The following is a 15,862-nucleotide window of genomic DNA, read 5'->3' on the forward strand; positions in this document are numbered from 1 at the left end:
CTAGCCTGCGGGCTGGTGCACCGCCCAGCGGGCGAGGCCATCCAGCACCAGCGAAGGGTGGTAGTCGGCGCCGGGCAGCAACGGCATCAGCGCCGGTGCGCCACCACCGTGCACCAGCAGCGACGGTGCCACGCCGAGCAGCGCATGCGCCTGCTGCGCGCTGCATTCGATCAGCGCCACGGCCGCACCATCGCAGCCGGAGGCCAGCGCGTCGGCGGTGTCGTTGGCGAACTCACTGTAGTCACCACCCGTGGCCGGCAGCTGCACGGCACGGGCGTGCAACGCTTCGCGCATGGTGGTGGGCGATGCTGAAATGCGGCCACCGTGGTGCTGGCCGTCGGCGTCGAGCAGATCGATCGTCAATGCGGTACCCACGCCCACCACCAGCACCGGGCGCTGTGCCTTTGCGGCAGCCAGCAGGGCCAGGAAGCGGTCGACGCCGAACTTTTCCGGCTTGGCATAGGCGATGCGGACGCCGGCGCATTCGGCGCTGGTACGCACCACGTGCACGTTTTCGAAGCGGCGCTGCAGCTGGTCCAGCATGGCGCTGGTCAGCGACGGTGCCGCCACGCTGGCCACGAACGCGGTGGTGCCGCTGGGCAGGCTGTGCGGCGGCTGCCCGGCCATGCCTTCGGCGCCATGCGCCCAAGCCTGCACGTCACCGGCACGATCACCCTGCAACGGCGCGAACTTGAAGCGCGAGTTGCCGAGGTCGAACAACCAATCGCTCATGCCGCCCTCACGCTGACTTCGCCGGCGTGCAGCAGGCGTTCCTGGCCATCAATGCGCACGCGCAAGGCGCCGTCATCGGCCAGGCCGAGCGCGGTGCCATGCTGCCACTGCCCTTCCAGTTCCACCCGTACTTCGCGACCGGCCAGCATGTCGAACGCGGCATAGCGCGGCAGGAACGGCGCCAGGCCTTCGCGATCGAATTCTTCCAGCGCCGGCAGCAGGCGCGTCAGCACGGCGGCGACCACCACGTTGCGGTCCACCGGTTTGCCGGCCAGCGTGTCCAGGTCCACCCACGGCTGGGTGATCTGTTCGGCGAAAGACGGCGGCATGTGCGTGTTGATGCCGATGCCGATCACCGCGCGCGCCGGGCCGGCGTATTCGCCACCGCCTTCTGCGAGCAGGCCGACCAGCTTGCGCTTGCCATCGACAATCAGGTCATTCGGCCACTTCAGCTGCGCCTGGGTGTAGCCCAGGTCGTGCAGCGCTTCGGCCACGGCGATGCCGGCCACCAGGCTCAGCCCGGCCAGGCGGCCGAGGCCACCGGAGAACAGGCGCAGCACCGACAGGTAGATATGCGCGGCCAGCGGCGACGCCCACGTACGGCCGCGGCGGCCGCGGCCGCCGGTCTGGCGCTCGGCCAGCAGGACGCTGACCCCGCGCTGGGGCGCGCTGCAACGCAGCAATTCGGCGTTGGTCGAGTCCACCGTCCAAGCCACCTGCAGGTCGTGCAGCAGGGCCTGGACGTCGGCAGGCAGGCCGCCGCGGATCGCGTCCGGGTCCAGCAGATCGACCGGGCGGGTCAGGCCATACCCCTCGCCGGCGCGGCCCTCGATGTCCACACCAGCGGCCCTAAGTCCTTGAATACGCTTCCAAATGGCCGCCCGGGTCTGACCCAGCTCACGGGCCAGGGCGTCGCCGGACAGGCGACCGGCAGCGAGTTTGGCCAGCAATTGGCGATCGTCCACGGCAGCTTCCACGAAGTCAGAAAGGAATTATGCGGGAAAGCCGCCAGCGACGCCCGCCACGCTGGGTTCCGCAGGGGCTTCCAACGGGGCGGCGAGTTCGGGCTAGAATCGGGAACTCACCTTCCCTTAACGTGGATGTCGTCAATGCGCCGTTATGCCCATTGCCTGATCCTGCTGATGATGCCCTTCGCGGCGTCTGCGACAGCAGCGCTGGACGACAGCCGCGGCGCCTGCGTGTCGTCCAACGGTGATGCCGCCTCACAGCGCGCACCGACCGCGACCGCCTCGGCGGCCACCACCAAGCCGGCTGCGGTTCGCCCGGCCGCCAGCAGTGCCACCAGCACCGGCGGCGGCGGCAGCGACGACGACGTGCTGCAGCGCATCCGCGCGCCGAAGTGGCACAGCTACCTGCCGGGAATGTTCCGCTGATCAAGTCGTTGCTGCGGTGGCTGCGGCCTGCGCCGCGGCCGATTGACGATGCACTTTGGGAAGACGCCTGCCGCCGCGCGGCTTGGCTGCGCGGTCTGGACGACGAACGCCGCGCACGCCTGCGCGTGCTGGCCACGCGCTTCCTGCACGAGAAGACCATCACGCCGATCGGCGAGCTGCAGCTGCAGGCCGGCGATGGCGTGCTGCTGGCGGCGCTGTGCTGCCTGCCGCTGCTGGAGTTCGGCGAAGTGGGCCTGGAAGGCTGGTCGCAGCTGATCGTCTACCCCGATGCGTTCCGCGTGCACCGCAGCCACATGGATGCAGCCGGCGTACTGCACGAATGGGATGACGAACTGATTGGCGAGTCGTGGGACAGCGGTCCGTTGATCCTGTCCTGGGCCGATGTGCAGGCCGACCTGGCGACGCCGCACGAGGGCTACTGCGTGGCGGTGCACGAGATGGTGCACAAGCTGGATGCGCTGGATGGTGCGATGGACGGCACGCCACCACTGCCGCGCGAATGGCAGCGCGAATGGGCGGGCATTTTCCAGCGCGCCTACGACGCCTTCTGTGCACAGGTGGACGCAGGCGAGGAAACGTTGATCGATCCGTATGCGGCCGAAGCACCGGAAGAGTTCTTCGCGGTGGCCAGCGAGTATCACTTCTCGGCGCCGGATCTGCTGCAGCAGGCGTTGCCGGAAGTGGCCGCGCAGCTGCGGCGGTTCTATGGCGAGCCGCCGGCGATAATCGGCTGATTCACTACCGCAGCTTATGTAGAGCCGAGCCATGCTCGGCTGCTTTTTACGGAGCAGTCGAGCATGGCTCGACTCTACACAAGGCTACGGCCCCGGCGGCAAACGCACTTCGAAGCGGGCCCCGCCCAGTTCGCTGGAACGGCCGACGGTCAGTTCGCCGCGGTAGTCCTTGATCAGGTCCTGCACGATCGACAGGCCGATGCCGTGGCCCTGCACGCGCTCGTCGCCACGCACGCCACGCTGCAGCACCTTGCCGATGTCGTCCGGGGCAATGCCCGGGCCATCGTCGTCCACCGCCAGCAGCAGGCCGGCACGACGCGCGTTCGGTGCCGGCAGCGGCTGCGCGGTCAGCAACACGCGGCGGTTGGCCCACTTGAAGGCGTTTTCCAGCAGGTTGCCGAGCAGTTCCTGCAGGTCGCCCGGTTCGCCGTGGAAGCGCGCGGCCGGGTCGATGTCGAATTCGCACAGCACGCCCTTGGAGGCATAGACCTTTTCCAGGCCGCGCACGATCTCCTCGGCGTTGGATTCGATCGGCAGCGGCGCGGAGAACAGCTTGTGGCCCGACGACGCAGCACGTGCCAGCTGGTAGGAGACCAGGTTGTTCATGCGCTGCAGCTGCACGTCCAGCTCCTCGCGCAGGGCGCCATCGCCGGCACCGCTGTCCATCTGCGTGCGCAGCACGGCGATGGGCGTCTTCAGGCTGTGCGCCAGGTCGGCCAGGGTATTGCGCTGGCGCTCGAGGTTCTCGCGCTCGCTTTCAATGAAGGCGTTGATGCTGTCGGTCAGCGGCTCCAGCTCGCGCGGGTGGCGCTCGCTCATGCGCTCGGTTTCGCCGCGCTGCACCTTGGTCAGCTCGGTGATCACGCGACGCAGCGGCCGCAGGCTCCACTGCAGGATGACGGTCTGCAGCAGCAGCAGGATCAGGCCGATGCCACCCAGGTAGAACCAGACCCGGCTGCGGAACACCCGCAGCTGCGCACCCAGCGCGCGCGAGTCTTCCATCACATAGATGGTGTACGGGAATTCGGTGGCGGGATCGGCGTCGGCATCCCACACCAGGCCCAGGCCATAGCGATACACCGAGCCCTGGCTGCCATCGATCTGGATCATCGGCAGCGGACCTTCGAACACTTCCTGGCGCGGTGCCAGCAGGCCGCCGCCGACGGTGGGCAGCATCGGGCCTTCGGCGGACATCGAATTGCCCTTGCCGTGCGGCATCACTACCTGCAGGTACAGGCCACTGCCCGGCACGTCGAAGCGCGAATCCGGCGGCTGCTCGCGGATGTACAGCGAGCGGTCGCGGGTGAAGTCGATGCCGGCCGCGTAGGCGGTGGCGTAGTTCTTCAGGCGCTCACGCAGGTTCGCCTTCGCCGTATCGGCGAAGGCGGCGTCGAGCGCGTAACCGGCCAGCGCCAGGAACGCGACCAGGCCCACGGACGCGGCGAACATCTGGCGCGCCTGCAGTGAGCGCGGCCGCCAGCGTCGGAAGAACCACAGACGGCCGGACATCGTGTAATCGCCAGGGTGAGCCGGCTCAGCCCTCGTTGCGCGGGATCGCGAAACGGTAGCCGCGGCCGCGCACGGTCTCGATCGGCTTCAGCTCGCCATCCGGGTCCAGCTTCTTGCGCAGGCGGCCGATGAAGACCTCCAGCACGTTCGAGTCGCGGTCGAAGTCCTGCTGGTAGATGTGCTCGGTGAGGTCGGCCTTGGAGACCAGCTCACCGGCATGCATCATCAGGTACTCCAGCACCTTGTACTCGTAGCTGGTCAGGTCGACATTGCTGCCGGCGACGCTGACGGTCTGCGCAGCCAGGTCCAGGGCAACCGGGCCGCATTCCAGCGTCGGCTTGCTCCAGCCAGCGGCGCGGCGCAGCAGCGCGTTGACGCGGGCCAGCAGCTCTTCGACGTGGAACGGCTTGACCAGGTAGTCGTCGGCGCCCTGCTTCAGGCCCTCGACCTTGTCCTGCCAGCTCGAACGCGCGGTCAGGATCAGCACCGGGAACTTCTTGCCTTCATCACGCAGGGCCTTGATCAGCTCCATGCCCGACATCTTGGGCAGGCCGAGGTCGATGATGCCGACATCGAACGGGACTTCGCGCCCCATGTAGAGGCCTTCCTCGCCGTCCTGCGCAGCATCGACGGCAAAGCCTTCGCGCTTGAGCCGGGCTGCCAGGGTCTCACGCAGCGGGGCTTCGTCTTCGACCAGAAGGATACGCATGAACTCTCCCTAGTGTCCTGGGTGTGGCCCGGAGGCCTGTGGGGTACGGGTTGATAACAGCGACTATCCCTGTTCAGGGGTTATCGCCGCGTAGTGATGACATATCCGACCGCGGCGTGCGCGGCTGTGAACGCGACGGGGCGGGGTCGTCCATGTAGCGGACCCGGCCCCGATCGTCCATGTACTTCACCCGGTTGATGTCACGACCGTCGAACGGAACGCGCTCGGCGCCGAGGATGTGGCCACCGGTGCTGCGCTGCACGCGGCGCACGGCATCGGACAGCGAACGTTCGTCGCCGCGGTTGCCGCGCTCGCCCCGCTCCATCATCTCTGCACGCCCCTGATCGCCACGCGGCGGCTGTTGCGCCAGCGCCGATGACACCGGCACAGCCGACAGCACCACGCAGGTGGCCAGGGCAATGCGGCAATGGAAGGGAGCGGAAGACATCGATGCGATCCTAGCCGAGCACGGCGATTCGTTCAAAAGTCGTAAATCCGGGTGCCGGGTTCGGGGCCCGGTGTTTTACAAATCCTTTGCAAATTCTTGGTTTGGGGCAGTGAATCCGGTCTGAACTTTTCCGGTCCAACGTCCGGGTTGTTCAGCTAAGTGAACATTCGGGACGAATCGCCGCTGCTTGTCAAGTCAGGAATGTGACTGCGGTCACGCTGCGGCGCGATCAGCTTCGCGTTCGGTGACCGCCAGGGCCTGTTCGACCAGGCTCCAGTCGGCGCCCGGGCGGTGTGCGCCCTCGCTCAGCACCTGACGGAATGCGCGGCCGCCGGGCTGGCCGTGGAACAGGCCGAGCAGGTGGCGGGTGATGTGCTTCAGCGCCAGGCCTTCGCCCAGACGCGCCTCGATGTAGGGGCGCAGCGCGCGCAGCAGGTCACCACGGGCCTGCAGCGGGGCGCCGGTGTGCAGCGCCTCCAGCTGATGCAGCAGGTAGGGGTCGTGGTAGGCCGCGCGGCCCAGCATCACGCCATCGACGTGCGCAGCCTGCGCCTGTACCGCTTCGATGCTGGCCAGGCCACCGTTGATCACCACCGGCAGCGCCGGACGCTCCTGCTTGAGGCGGTAGGCCCAGTCGTACTTCAGCGGCGGAACCTCGCGGTTCTCCTTCGGCGAAAGGCCCTTCAGCCACGCGTTGCGCGCGTGCACTACCACCATTGCCGCACCGGCGACAACCTGGCGGTCGACGAAGGCGGCAAACACGTCGTAGTCGTTGTCCTCGTCCACGCCCAGGCGGCACTTCACCGTCACCGGGATATCCACCGCATCGACCATGGCCGCCACGCACTCGGCCACCAGCACCGGCTCGCGCATCAGGCAGGCGCCGAAACGGCCAGCCTGCACGCGGTCGGACGGGCAGCCGCAGTTGAGGTTGACCTCGTCGTAACCCCACTCGGCGGCGATGCGCGCGGCCTGTGCCAGCAGCGCCGGATCGCTGCCACCGAGCTGCAGCGCCAGCGGCTGTTCGCTGGCATCGAAGCCGAGCAGGCGCTCGCGATCGCCATGGATGACCGCATTGGCGTGCACCATTTCCGTGTACAGGCGTGCGCCCGGCGCCAGCACGCGATGGAACACGCGGCAATGGCGATCCGTCCAGTCCATCATCGGGGCAACGGACAGGCGCAGGGAATCGGCGTAACGGGCGGTGGCGGACGTCATCGGGGTATTGATCGTGGAGACTGGCATTGCCAGTGAGATCAATAGTTTACACCGGCCGGCTGAATGGCGGCGGGCGCTCCCCGGGGGCCGGTGCACCCGCCCTGCGGGGAACGCCGCGGCCCGCCCTACTGCACGCGCCCCTTCACCTGTTCCTGCTGCGCGTCCTGCGCCTGCGCGTTGAACTGGGTCTCCAGTTCCGCGCTCTGCCGGGTACTGGCCTCGACCGACTGCGAGACCGCCTGCTGGCGATCGACGAAGATGCGCTGCGCCGCCGGATCACCCGGCGTGCCCTGCACCGCGAACAGGCCGGTGCCATCCGGGCGTGCCACCACATGGTCGATCTGGCGCATGCCGGCCACCTTGCTCTCGTAGGCCAGCTGGCCGGCCGCACGCTCGGCTTCCTGCGGGTTGGCGAACAAGGGGGACAGCCCCGCCTGCACGCGCTGCTGTTCCAACCCCTGCAGCTTCTCCAGTGCCTGGGCGAAACGCGGGTTTTCGGCATGCCCGGGGTCGCGCATGCTGGCCGGTGCTGCAGGTGCTGGCGGCGCGGCCGGTTCGGTGTGTGCCGGGACGGCGGCGGTCTGCGCACCGGCCTTCAGCGCGGCCGGATCTGCCAGGCGGGCCAGGGTGAGACGGCCCGCCTTGCCGTCATCGTCCAGGCCGTTGTTGGCCTGGAACTGCTTCAGCGCCGCCAGCGTGTCCTTGCCGAAGATGCCATCGGTGCCCAGCGCGGTGCCGTCGGCGGCGGTATAGCCCAGCGCCGCCAGCTTGCCCTGCAGGGCCTTGACCTCGTCACCGCGCTCGCCCTTCACCAGCATGCCATCGGCCATCGGTGCCTGCTGCGCGTCGCGTGCGGCCTGCGCGGCTTCAGGGCCCTGTGCCTGCACCTTGCCGCCCAGAGTGATGCGGTCGTTGAGAATGTCCCCCAGATAGCGCCGATACTGGTCCGGCTCGACTTCGATGTGCGCGTGTATCGCGCCCGGCGACCCAACATCCGACTGCCGCACCAAAGGTGCGCCGTACTCGACGAAATCCCCGGTCTTGTACGGAATGGACCCGCGCGCGCCGTGCAGCACCTGGCCCACCAGCTCGCGACGCGCATCGCCGACCGGATGGCTGTAGATGCTGATGGAATTGGTGTCGTCGTCGTTGAGCTTGACGTAGCCGGCCACCGGACTGGGAACCATCAGGCTGCGCCCGCCTGACCGATCGGTCAGGATCAGGTCCTTCTGCACCAGCGGAATGCCGTTGCGGTCTTCGCGCCTGCGCACCGCCTCCAGCTCGCCCTCGACCTTTTCTGCGGTACGGTCGACCCTGCTGGCGTCGCCCGCGCGCACGGCGGCCGCGTTGGTGTTGGGGTGGTGGATCTTCAGTTCGCGGAACGCCTCTTCACCACTGATGCCGTGACGCAGGGTGCGGTTGCTGCCGCCATTGCCGTAGGGCTCCACCACCGTGATGCGCTCGCCGCCGGGTGCAGCGGCGGCAGGTCCGCTGCGGCGCTCGGGCGCAGGTGCCGCTGCGGGTGCGGCAGGCGCAGCAGGCGCAGCGGGCGCAGCGGGTGCAGCGGGTGCAGCCGGTGATGGCGTTGCAGGGCGATGCTGTGCGGCTTCGGCATCGATCGCGCGGCGCGTGGATGCGTCGGCCATGCCGGTGGCCGGCAGATGGTGCTGCTGCTGGAAGGTATTGATGGCGTGCTGGCTCCCCGCCCCCAGGTAACCGTCGGGGGTAATCAGCTTGCCCCGCGCATCGGTCAGCCCCAGTGCCGCCATGTCAGCCTGCAGCGCGCGTGCTTCGCGGTCGATCGCGCTCAATGTGGCCGGCCCGGCCTTGCCATCCACCGGGGTCAGGCCATGGTCACGCTGAAAGGCCTCGACGGCCTGCCGGGTGGTGGCATCGAACTGGCGGTCGGGATGGATGGCCTGCGCCCCCGTCCCGCCATAACCCAGCGCGTGCAGGTTGTGCTCCAGCTTTTCCACCGCGCGGCCACTGGAGCCTTCCTTCAGCACCTGCGGACCACCGCCACCGTGTCCATGCGTTCGCGCCTGTTGCAGCGCCACCCGGATGTCCGGGTCACTGCCTTCGGTGGCAGGTGCGAAATCGCGGCGCCCCACCTTCAGATGCGCCCGGTCCATCGCCTCTTTGTTGCTGGCGTAGGCGTCTTCATACCCGGCAGCGACGTCGGCAGCGGTCAGCCCGGCATAGAACTTCCTGCTGTGGCGGATGGCGGCGGCCTGGTCACGCAGGTCCTGGTAATCACCGCCGCGCTTGAGCACAGCTTCCAGATCATCCAGCCGGCCTGGCAGCTGGTTGGCCGTCTTGGCAATCAACGCGATGGCCTCGAAGCGCTTGTCTTCGGCAATACCGCTGCCATGCTTTTCCAGCATGTTCATCGCAATGTGCGTGGCGTTGCGAACCTGCGGGTAGTCGATGTGCGTGTGGATCCACTGCTTGCCTTCCGGCGAGCCGGCCCAGGCATTGATGCTGTCGCGGGTGGGCGCATCGATGAAACGGATGGACGGCCGTTTCTCCCGTCCATCCCCATGGCTGAGCAGGTCCGCACGCAGATCGGCGCGATCGTGGGTGAACGGCAAGCCGTGTGCGCTGGCATAGGCACTGGCCTGGTCGATCACGGCATCGACGTAGGTCTTCTCGCCCGGCTTCAGCGTGCGGCGCTCTGTCGCGCCCAGCGGCCACGTACCGCGCTGGCCGAAGTCGACCTGGATGGTGCCCAGCGAATAGCCGCTGTTCTCGGCCACCGCGCCGACGGTGCCCCACTTCGGCTCATGCAGGCCCTTGGTGATGCCGGCAATGGAAAGATGGTACGACGACCCACCGCCTTCGGTGCCACGGCCGACGGCAAAGAACACTGCACCGGCGGTGGCATCAAGATTGCGGGTATCGATATGGGTAGGCATGGCTCAGTTCCTTGTCCTTGGAGAGTGACCGGGCGCGGACAGCGCTGGCTCAGCGGGCCAGCACACGCCCCTGCAGTTCGATGGCGCGGTTGGCGTACCGGTTGATGCGGCACGACTGTGCATCCAGCATCGCCCCCACATGGTCACTGGCAGGCGCGCAGCGCTTGTCGGTGTCTTCAACCCAGTTGGCCTGCTCGTCCATCCAGCGGTCCTTGGCCGGACTGTCCGGGCTCGCCATCAGACGCGCTACCTGCGCCTCCAGCTGCTGCTTCTGATAGGCAAACTCGGCGGCGTCGCACGCTTCAAGCTGGTCGTCCATGCCGCGGGCGTCCTGCACGCAGCGGGTGTATTCATCGCGCAACGGCGCCTTCGCATGGGAGGTGTCGGGAGGAGCGCTCTGTACCAGCAACGCATCGGCACGATTGGCAACGCGGAACAGGCGGCATTCCTGCGCCCTCTGCAGCGCATCCACGCCGGCATCGGCCGCTGCGACGCAATGACGGTCGGTATCGCTGCGCCAGGCCGCCTCGCCGGCGCGGAATGCAGATGTGGCAGCCGCGTCGAGTCCGGCCACCGCCTTGGCGGTGCCCTCCTGCAGGCGCGCCTGCTGGTAGGCCAGTTCATCCTCGCCGCAGGCCTGCAGCTTGCCTGCGTCTTCCACGCCATCCACGCACCACCCGTAAGCGGGCCGCAGGCGGCCTTCGCTGTAGGAGCTGTCGGGGTAACCGGTGGGCGCGCCGCCTGCCGGCGCCAGCGCGGCCGGCGCTGACGCAGCGGCGGTGGATTCGGCCGATGCGGGGGAAGAAGGGGCCTGGCAGGCGGCCAGTACCGCACACAGACCCAGCGCCACCCAGTGCCGGCGGCCAGCGTGCTTCGTTACATTGCCCTTGCGGGGTGCCATTGCTTCACTCACGTGCGTCTCCCTGGCGTGCAGCCGGCGGGTGCCGGCCCAAGCGGGGCCGTCCATCGGTCCCCATCACGCGGGCCATCCTAAGGCAGCCTTCCGCCCCGGTACCTGACTGGATTCATGTTGCACCGATGCCGCCGCTGAAGTCCGGCCTAGAGGGCAACCGGTCACATTTGTCGTGAATCGTTGACGACGACGAAATAGTGACGCCGCTATAGTCCAGCGCTCGCAATGGATTGGACGTGTGGAGCAGATGATGCAGCACAAGCGCATGAGCAGGACCCTCGCCGCCGCGCTGGCGATTGCCGCCCTGGCCGTCGGCACGGCAACCGCAGCACCGGCTGCCAGCGGGCTGAGCCCGACCTTCACCACCTGCCGGGACAAGGCGCAGGGTGCTGTCGAGCAGGCCGCCTGCCTGACCTCGGAAAGCGCCCGTCAGGACCAGCGCCTGAACCAGGCGTACCGTCAGCTGCAGGCAAAGCTGAGTGGCGCGAAGAAGACCAAGCTGGTCAATGCCCAGCGCGCGTGGCTGCAGTCGCGCAGTCGCGATGGCGAACTGGATACCGCGCTGTACGACGATTCGCAGCCGGGCAACCTGCAGGGCGAGCTGAACGATGTGATGCGCCTGAGCGCGCGTGCCGACCAGCTGCAGAAGTATCTCCAGCTGCTGGACTGAACCAGGAGGGGCGGACCCTCTGACTGAACAAGGATGTAAGACATGCCAACCAACATCGATACCCACGATCTCGACGCCACCTCCGGCGCGGTGTATTTCGCCGTCGGCCGAGGCACCGAAGGTGGCCCCGCCTCCTACCACCTGGCCATCGCCGGCATCACCCAGGGCGTGACCGAACCGCACTGGGGTACGGTGAACAAGGTCGCGCAGAACAGCGGTTACAGCCTGGGCGCGATCCAGGTCGACTTCGGCCAGCGTGGCGAATGGGCGCTGGGTGCCATCGACGGCCATGCCCTGAAGCCGGGCGAGACGACCTATGTCGACGCGGTGATCGATCAGGCCAGCGCCTACGCCAAGGCGCACAACCTGCCCTTCACCCAGGACCATGCCGACCTGCGCCGCGACCTGCTCAGCCACGGCAATGGGCTCAGCGGGCGCAGCTCGATCCAGTTCATCGACACCCACACGCGCGACAGCATCAATGCCTGGGCCGGTTCGGCCGAGGGCAAGCAGTGGATCCACGCCAACATCGACTACCCGCAGGTGCGCAACGCCACCCGGATCGGCATGACGATGGTGGACACGCACGGCAGCAACATCGCTGAGGAGAACCGGTTCGAAGCGATCAGCCTGATCGCCAAGACCGCCAACCAGTTGCCCAGCCAACTGCCCAAGCTGCAGAAGGTGCTGGAAGAAGGCGGTGACTACGAGGCGCTGCGCGCGAAGGCCGGGCAGATCCGCGAGACGTACCAGTACTTCGACGCGCCCAAGGCCGGCGACATCGCCGTGCGCTACGAAGACGCCTACGCCAGCAACAAAGAGGCGATGGACCGTGCCCACGCCAAGGTCAGCAGCCGCGACTACTCGCCCGCCGGTGAGCACAACGATGCGGACATCAAGGTGGCGCTGGACCAGATCGGCGCACCGCGCCAGCAGGCCGGTTCGCAGACGTTGAAGGAAGGGTCCAGCGGCCGTGACGTGCTGAAGCTGGAAAGCAACCTGGTCACGCTGGGCTATGCCAGTGCTGACGGCCAGCAGACACTGAATCCGGACCGGCGCTTCGATGCCACCACACGCAAGGCGGTGGAAGACTTCCAGCGCGCGCACAATCTGGACCCGGTGGACGGCAAGGCCGGGCCAGCCACGCTGGCCGCGATCGACCGCGACGCGCGCGAACTCCAGGGCAACCTGGCCGCGCTGGGGCTGACCGACGCCAAGGGCCAGGCCATCGGCAGCGATGGCTATCTGGGCGGTGGCAGCCGCCATGCGATCAACGCTTTCCAGCAGCAGCATGGCCTGCCTGCGACCGGCATTGCCGATGCGGAAACCCGCCAGGCGCTGGCCAATGAAGTGCAGCAGCGTGCGCAGGCACAGGGCAACACCCCGGAACAGCAGGCAGCGGCCGAGCCTGCGCGCGAGACGGTGTACCCGATGTCCGACCCGCGCAGCCCGCAGAACTGGCTGTACACCGAGACCCTGGTGCAGGTGAAGTTCGCCGAGGAAGCGCGTGGCCTGCCCTCCGGCGAGCACAGCGAGAAGCTGGCCGCTGCCCTCACCGTGGAAGCTGCGCGTGCCGGCCTGTACCGGGTTGATCGCGTTGAGCTGAACCAGGATGGCTCGATGGCGCGCGCGGTGCAGGCCAATGCGCTGCACGACGAAAGCGCGTTGAACCGCAATACCGCGCCGGTATCTACCGCTGACGCGATGCGCCAGAGCGTGCAGGAGAACAGCGAGCGGGCGTTGCAGGTGAGCGATCAGCAGCGCGAGCAGCAGAAGATCGACCAGCAGACCCAGCAGCACGGCCCGCGGGCCATGATGGCGTGAGGAATGCAGGCCCATGGGCCTGCTGTCGTCATTCGCGCCCGCCCCACTGGTCGGCCTGAGGCAGACCCGTGGGGTCGAGCACGGTGCGTCGATGAGCGTCGCGGATGCCGATTGAACCATGTATCCTTATGGATACGATGGATGAATGGCGATTCTCCAGGCAACAGAGACATTCACGCGATGGCTGCGTGGACTCAACGACAGCAGGGCCCGCGGCGTGATCGTGGAGCGCCTGCAGCGCGTCGCCCGCGGTCTCGAGGGAGATGTCCGATCAGTGGGTCATGGCGTAAGCGAACTGCGAATCAACCATGGGCCGGGATATCGCGTGTATTTCACACGTCGTGGGAGATCCATCGTCGTGCTCCTGCACGGTGGCGACAAGTCGAGCCAGCGTCGCGATATCGAAAAAGCGGTCAGGCTCGCGGAGCTGCTGTAGCCACCATTTGATTCCACGCCGTTCCCAGGACTCTCCCCATGAGCAAGCTGAAGACGATTCCCTTCGATCCCGCAGACTATCTGGATGATGACGTCGCAATCGCCACCTATCTAAGCGAGGCGTTGGCAGCAGGTGACGCGGGCCACTTCCAGGAGGCACTCGGAACAGTGGCGCGCGCCCGCGGCATGGGCGGCGTTGCCGAGGTCTCCGGCCTGGGACGCGAAAGCCTGTACAAGGCGCTGCGCCCCGGAGCACACCCACGCTTCGATACCGTGCAACGTGTGCTGTCGGCGCTTGGGGTGCATCTGACCGTGCAGGCCGGTAAGGCCTGACCGCGACCGCTACATCCGCCGGGCATTGCCCGGCACTTCGACTACCAGCACGTGGCGCCGAAGGTACAGATTGATGGCCGGCCGAGGCAAAGAACACCTGCCCACGCACGCGGTAGACCTGCGTGTCACCGGCATCGTCGCGCTGCATATCCAGCATGCGGCCGAGAAATTCGATGACCATGTTGGCCACGCCTTGGGCAACGCATTCGCGGTCACGCTCGCTGGGCGTCTCGGCGATGTCCTCGACGTTCTGCGACGATGCCGGACAGCAGAAGGCAGCGAGGCATGGCGCCGCTCTACAATCGGGCCATGGCCACCGACCACCCGCATTTCTTCGACCCCGCCACCGAACAGGGCGTGCTGCGCCTGTCGATCGCCGGCGCACTGCTGCTGGCCGCTGCGGCGGTGGTGTTTGGCCTGCTGGCCAATTCCTCGCTGATCATCTTCGATGGCATCTACGGCCTGATCGACGTGGTGATGACCTGGCTGTCGCTGCTGGTGGCCCGGTTGATCGCGCTGTCCACGCAGACCGATGCGCTGCAGTCGCGGCTCAACCAGCGCTTCACCATGGGCTTCTGGCACCTGGAGCCGATCGTGCTGGGCGTGAGCGGCACGCTGATGATCGGCGCGGCGCTGTATGCGCTGGTCAATGCGGTGGATGCGCTGATGTCCGGTGGCCGCCACATCGCGCTGGGCCCGGCGATCATCTTCGCCGGCCTGTCACTGGTGGCCGAGAGCACGCTGGGCTGGTTCGTGCTGCGCGCCAACCGCCGTATCGGCTCGGAATTCATCGCGCTGGATGCCAAGAACTGGGTGATCGCAGCCAGCATGTCGGCCTGCTACATGGTCGCCTTCCTCGGCGGCGTGCTGGTACAGGGCACCTCGTGGGCATGGGTCGGGCCGTACATCGACCCGGCCATCCTCGCCTTCGTCTGCGTGCTGGTGATGATTGCCCCGCTCGGCACCGTGCGCCGGGCGCTGGCCGGCATCCTGCTGGTCACCCCGCCGGAGCTGCAGGCGCACGTGGATGCCGTGGCACGCGCGATCGTGGCCAAGCATGGCTTCGTCGAGCACCGCAGCTACGTGGCTCAGGTGGGCCGTGGCGAGCAGATCGAGCTGTTCTTCGTGGTCCGCGAGGACGACCCGCCGCGGCCGCTGGTGGAATGGGACCAGCTGCGCGACGAGATCGGCGATGCGCTGGGCGAGGCCTCGCCGGACCGCTGGCTGACCATCATGTTCACCACCGACCGCGAGTGGACGATCTAGGCCCGCAGGACGATCGATCAAGTTTTTCGTACGCCTTGCAACCCAACGTACGCGGAAACCGGGCAAAGTAGGCTCCAACGAAACACCCACCCACCGACCAGGAGCATCCCGATGTCCATCGAAAAGGTTCTGTACACCGCCCAGGCCACCTCCACCGGCGGCCGTGAAGGCCGTTCCGTCTCCTCCGACAACGTGCTGGACATCCAGCTGTCGACCCCGCGCGAGCTGGGCGGCGCCGGCGGCCCGGGCACCAACCCGGAACAGCTGTTCGCAGCCGGCTACTCGGCCTGCTTCCTGGGCGCGCTGAAGTTCGTGGCCGGCCAGGCCAAAGTCGCGCTGCCGGCCGACACCACCGTGACCGGCAAGGTCGGCATCGGCCAGATCCCGACCGGCTTCGGCATCGAGGCCGAGCTGACCATCAACGTGCCGGGCGTGCCGCGCGAGCAGGTCGAAGAGCTGGTGCAGAAGGCGCACATCGTGTGCCCGTACTCGAATGCCACCCGCGGCAACATCGACGTGACGCTGATCGTTGCCTGATGCGGTGATGCCGGCCAGCGGCCGGCACTACCCGCGTGCAGGGCAAAAAAATGGGCGGATGCCGGTCGAAACCGGGCATCCGCCCATCCCACCTCGGGTGGGCCCCGGCGCGCGCCGGGGACGCATTTGCTTCTGTAGAGCCGAGCCCATGCTCGGCTGATCCGTCCGGCGCTGGAACATCCGGCGGAAAAGCAGCCGAGCATG

16 protein-coding genes are annotated in these 15,862 nt (G+C 67.5%); 8 read left to right on the forward strand and 8 right to left on the reverse strand.

Going from position 1 to position 15,862, the window contains the following annotated elements:
* A complete protein-coding gene (locus N5J73_RS08145) occupies nucleotides 1-732 on the reverse strand; it encodes a type III pantothenate kinase (RefSeq protein ID WP_049448216.1) in 732 nt (243 codons plus the stop codon).
* On the reverse strand, nucleotides 729-1,697 hold the full coding sequence (gene birA / locus N5J73_RS08150) for a bifunctional biotin--[acetyl-CoA-carboxylase] ligase/biotin operon repressor BirA (protein WP_049448214.1): 969 nt from the start codon (nucleotides 1,695-1,697) through the stop codon (nucleotides 729-731). The genes N5J73_RS08145 and birA overlap by 4 nt, the downstream gene beginning before the upstream one ends.
* 144 nt (nucleotides 1,698-1,841) lie before the next feature.
* Here birA and N5J73_RS08155 point away from each other — a divergent pair, with 144 nt between their 5' ends.
* Together N5J73_RS08155 and N5J73_RS08160 are read left to right on the forward strand one after the other, a co-directional pair.
* Nucleotides 1,842-2,126, forward strand: a complete 285-nt coding sequence (locus tag N5J73_RS08155) for a hypothetical protein (RefSeq protein ID WP_014035646.1) — start codon at nucleotides 1,842-1,844, stop codon at nucleotides 2,124-2,126.
* An 8-nt stretch (nucleotides 2,127-2,134) separates the two neighbouring features.
* Nucleotides 2,135-2,881, forward strand: coding sequence for a M90 family metallopeptidase (locus N5J73_RS08160; protein ID WP_049448211.1), 747 nt, complete (start codon nucleotides 2,135-2,137; stop codon nucleotides 2,879-2,881).
* Nucleotides 2,882-2,965: 84 nt separating this feature from the next.
* Here N5J73_RS08160 and N5J73_RS08165 read toward each other — a convergent pair whose 3' ends face one another.
* The 6 genes from N5J73_RS08165 to N5J73_RS08190 form a co-directional block, all read right to left on the reverse strand.
* Nucleotides 2,966-4,390 (reverse strand): sensor histidine kinase, encoded by a 1,425-nt coding sequence (locus N5J73_RS08165; RefSeq protein WP_049448209.1) that lies wholly within the window; start codon nucleotides 4,388-4,390, stop codon nucleotides 2,966-2,968.
* 25 nt (nucleotides 4,391-4,415) lie between these two features.
* Nucleotides 4,416-5,099: a response regulator transcription factor gene (locus N5J73_RS08170; protein ID WP_004136763.1), complete on the reverse strand. Its 684-nt coding sequence runs from the start codon at nucleotides 5,097-5,099 to the stop codon at nucleotides 4,416-4,418.
* 73 nt (nucleotides 5,100-5,172) lie between these two features.
* On the reverse strand, nucleotides 5,173-5,547 hold the full coding sequence (locus tag N5J73_RS08175) for a hypothetical protein (RefSeq protein ID WP_049448207.1): 375 nt from the start codon (nucleotides 5,545-5,547) through the stop codon (nucleotides 5,173-5,175).
* 213 nt (nucleotides 5,548-5,760) lie between these two features.
* Entirely contained in the window at nucleotides 5,761-6,792 is a 1,032-nt protein-coding gene (gene dusA, locus N5J73_RS08180) for a tRNA dihydrouridine(20/20a) synthase DusA (RefSeq protein WP_049448205.1), read from the reverse strand.
* A gap of 98 nt (nucleotides 6,793-6,890) precedes the next feature.
* Entirely contained in the window at nucleotides 6,891-9,680 is a 2,790-nt protein-coding gene (locus N5J73_RS08185) for a peptidoglycan-binding protein (RefSeq protein WP_164078538.1), read from the reverse strand.
* A gap of 49 nt (nucleotides 9,681-9,729) precedes the next feature.
* On the reverse strand, nucleotides 9,730-10,593 hold the full coding sequence (locus N5J73_RS08190) for a lysozyme inhibitor LprI family protein (RefSeq protein ID WP_157804554.1): 864 nt from the start codon (nucleotides 10,591-10,593) through the stop codon (nucleotides 9,730-9,732).
* A gap of 265 nt (nucleotides 10,594-10,858) precedes the next feature.
* On the opposite strand from N5J73_RS08190, the gene N5J73_RS08195 reads away from it, so the two are divergent.
* The 6 genes from N5J73_RS08195 to N5J73_RS08220 all read left to right on the forward strand — a co-directional run bounded on the left by N5J73_RS08195 (nucleotide 10,859) and on the right by N5J73_RS08220 (nucleotide 15,658).
* A complete protein-coding gene (locus N5J73_RS08195) occupies nucleotides 10,859-11,263 on the forward strand; it encodes a lysozyme inhibitor LprI family protein (RefSeq protein ID WP_226053678.1) in 405 nt (134 codons plus the stop codon).
* A 42-nt stretch (nucleotides 11,264-11,305) separates the two neighbouring features.
* Nucleotides 11,306-13,087, forward strand: a complete 1,782-nt coding sequence (locus N5J73_RS08200) for a peptidoglycan-binding protein (protein WP_049448200.1) — start codon at nucleotides 11,306-11,308, stop codon at nucleotides 13,085-13,087.
* A 145-nt stretch (nucleotides 13,088-13,232) separates the two neighbouring features.
* A complete protein-coding gene (locus tag N5J73_RS08205; protein WP_049431373.1) occupies nucleotides 13,233-13,523 on the forward strand; it encodes a type II toxin-antitoxin system RelE/ParE family toxin in 291 nt (96 codons plus the stop codon).
* Between the two features lie 38 nt (nucleotides 13,524-13,561).
* Nucleotides 13,562-13,855 (forward strand): addiction module antidote protein, encoded by a 294-nt coding sequence (locus N5J73_RS08210; RefSeq protein ID WP_049448199.1) that lies wholly within the window; start codon nucleotides 13,562-13,564, stop codon nucleotides 13,853-13,855.
* A gap of 285 nt (nucleotides 13,856-14,140) precedes the next feature.
* Nucleotides 14,141-15,121 carry a cation transporter gene (locus N5J73_RS08215; RefSeq protein WP_049448197.1) on the forward strand — a complete coding sequence of 327 codons (981 nt, stop codon included), beginning with the start codon at nucleotides 14,141-14,143 and terminating at the stop codon, nucleotides 15,119-15,121.
* Between the two features lie 111 nt (nucleotides 15,122-15,232).
* Nucleotides 15,233-15,658 (forward strand): organic hydroperoxide resistance protein, encoded by a 426-nt coding sequence (locus tag N5J73_RS08220; RefSeq protein ID WP_004153735.1) that lies wholly within the window; start codon nucleotides 15,233-15,235, stop codon nucleotides 15,656-15,658.
* The last annotated feature ends 204 nt before the right edge of the window (nucleotides 15,659-15,862 follow it).

Origin of the sequence: Stenotrophomonas sp. GD03654, assembly GCF_029845105.1 — a bacterium.
Lineage (GTDB): Bacteria > Pseudomonadota > Gammaproteobacteria > Xanthomonadales > Xanthomonadaceae > Stenotrophomonas > Stenotrophomonas africana.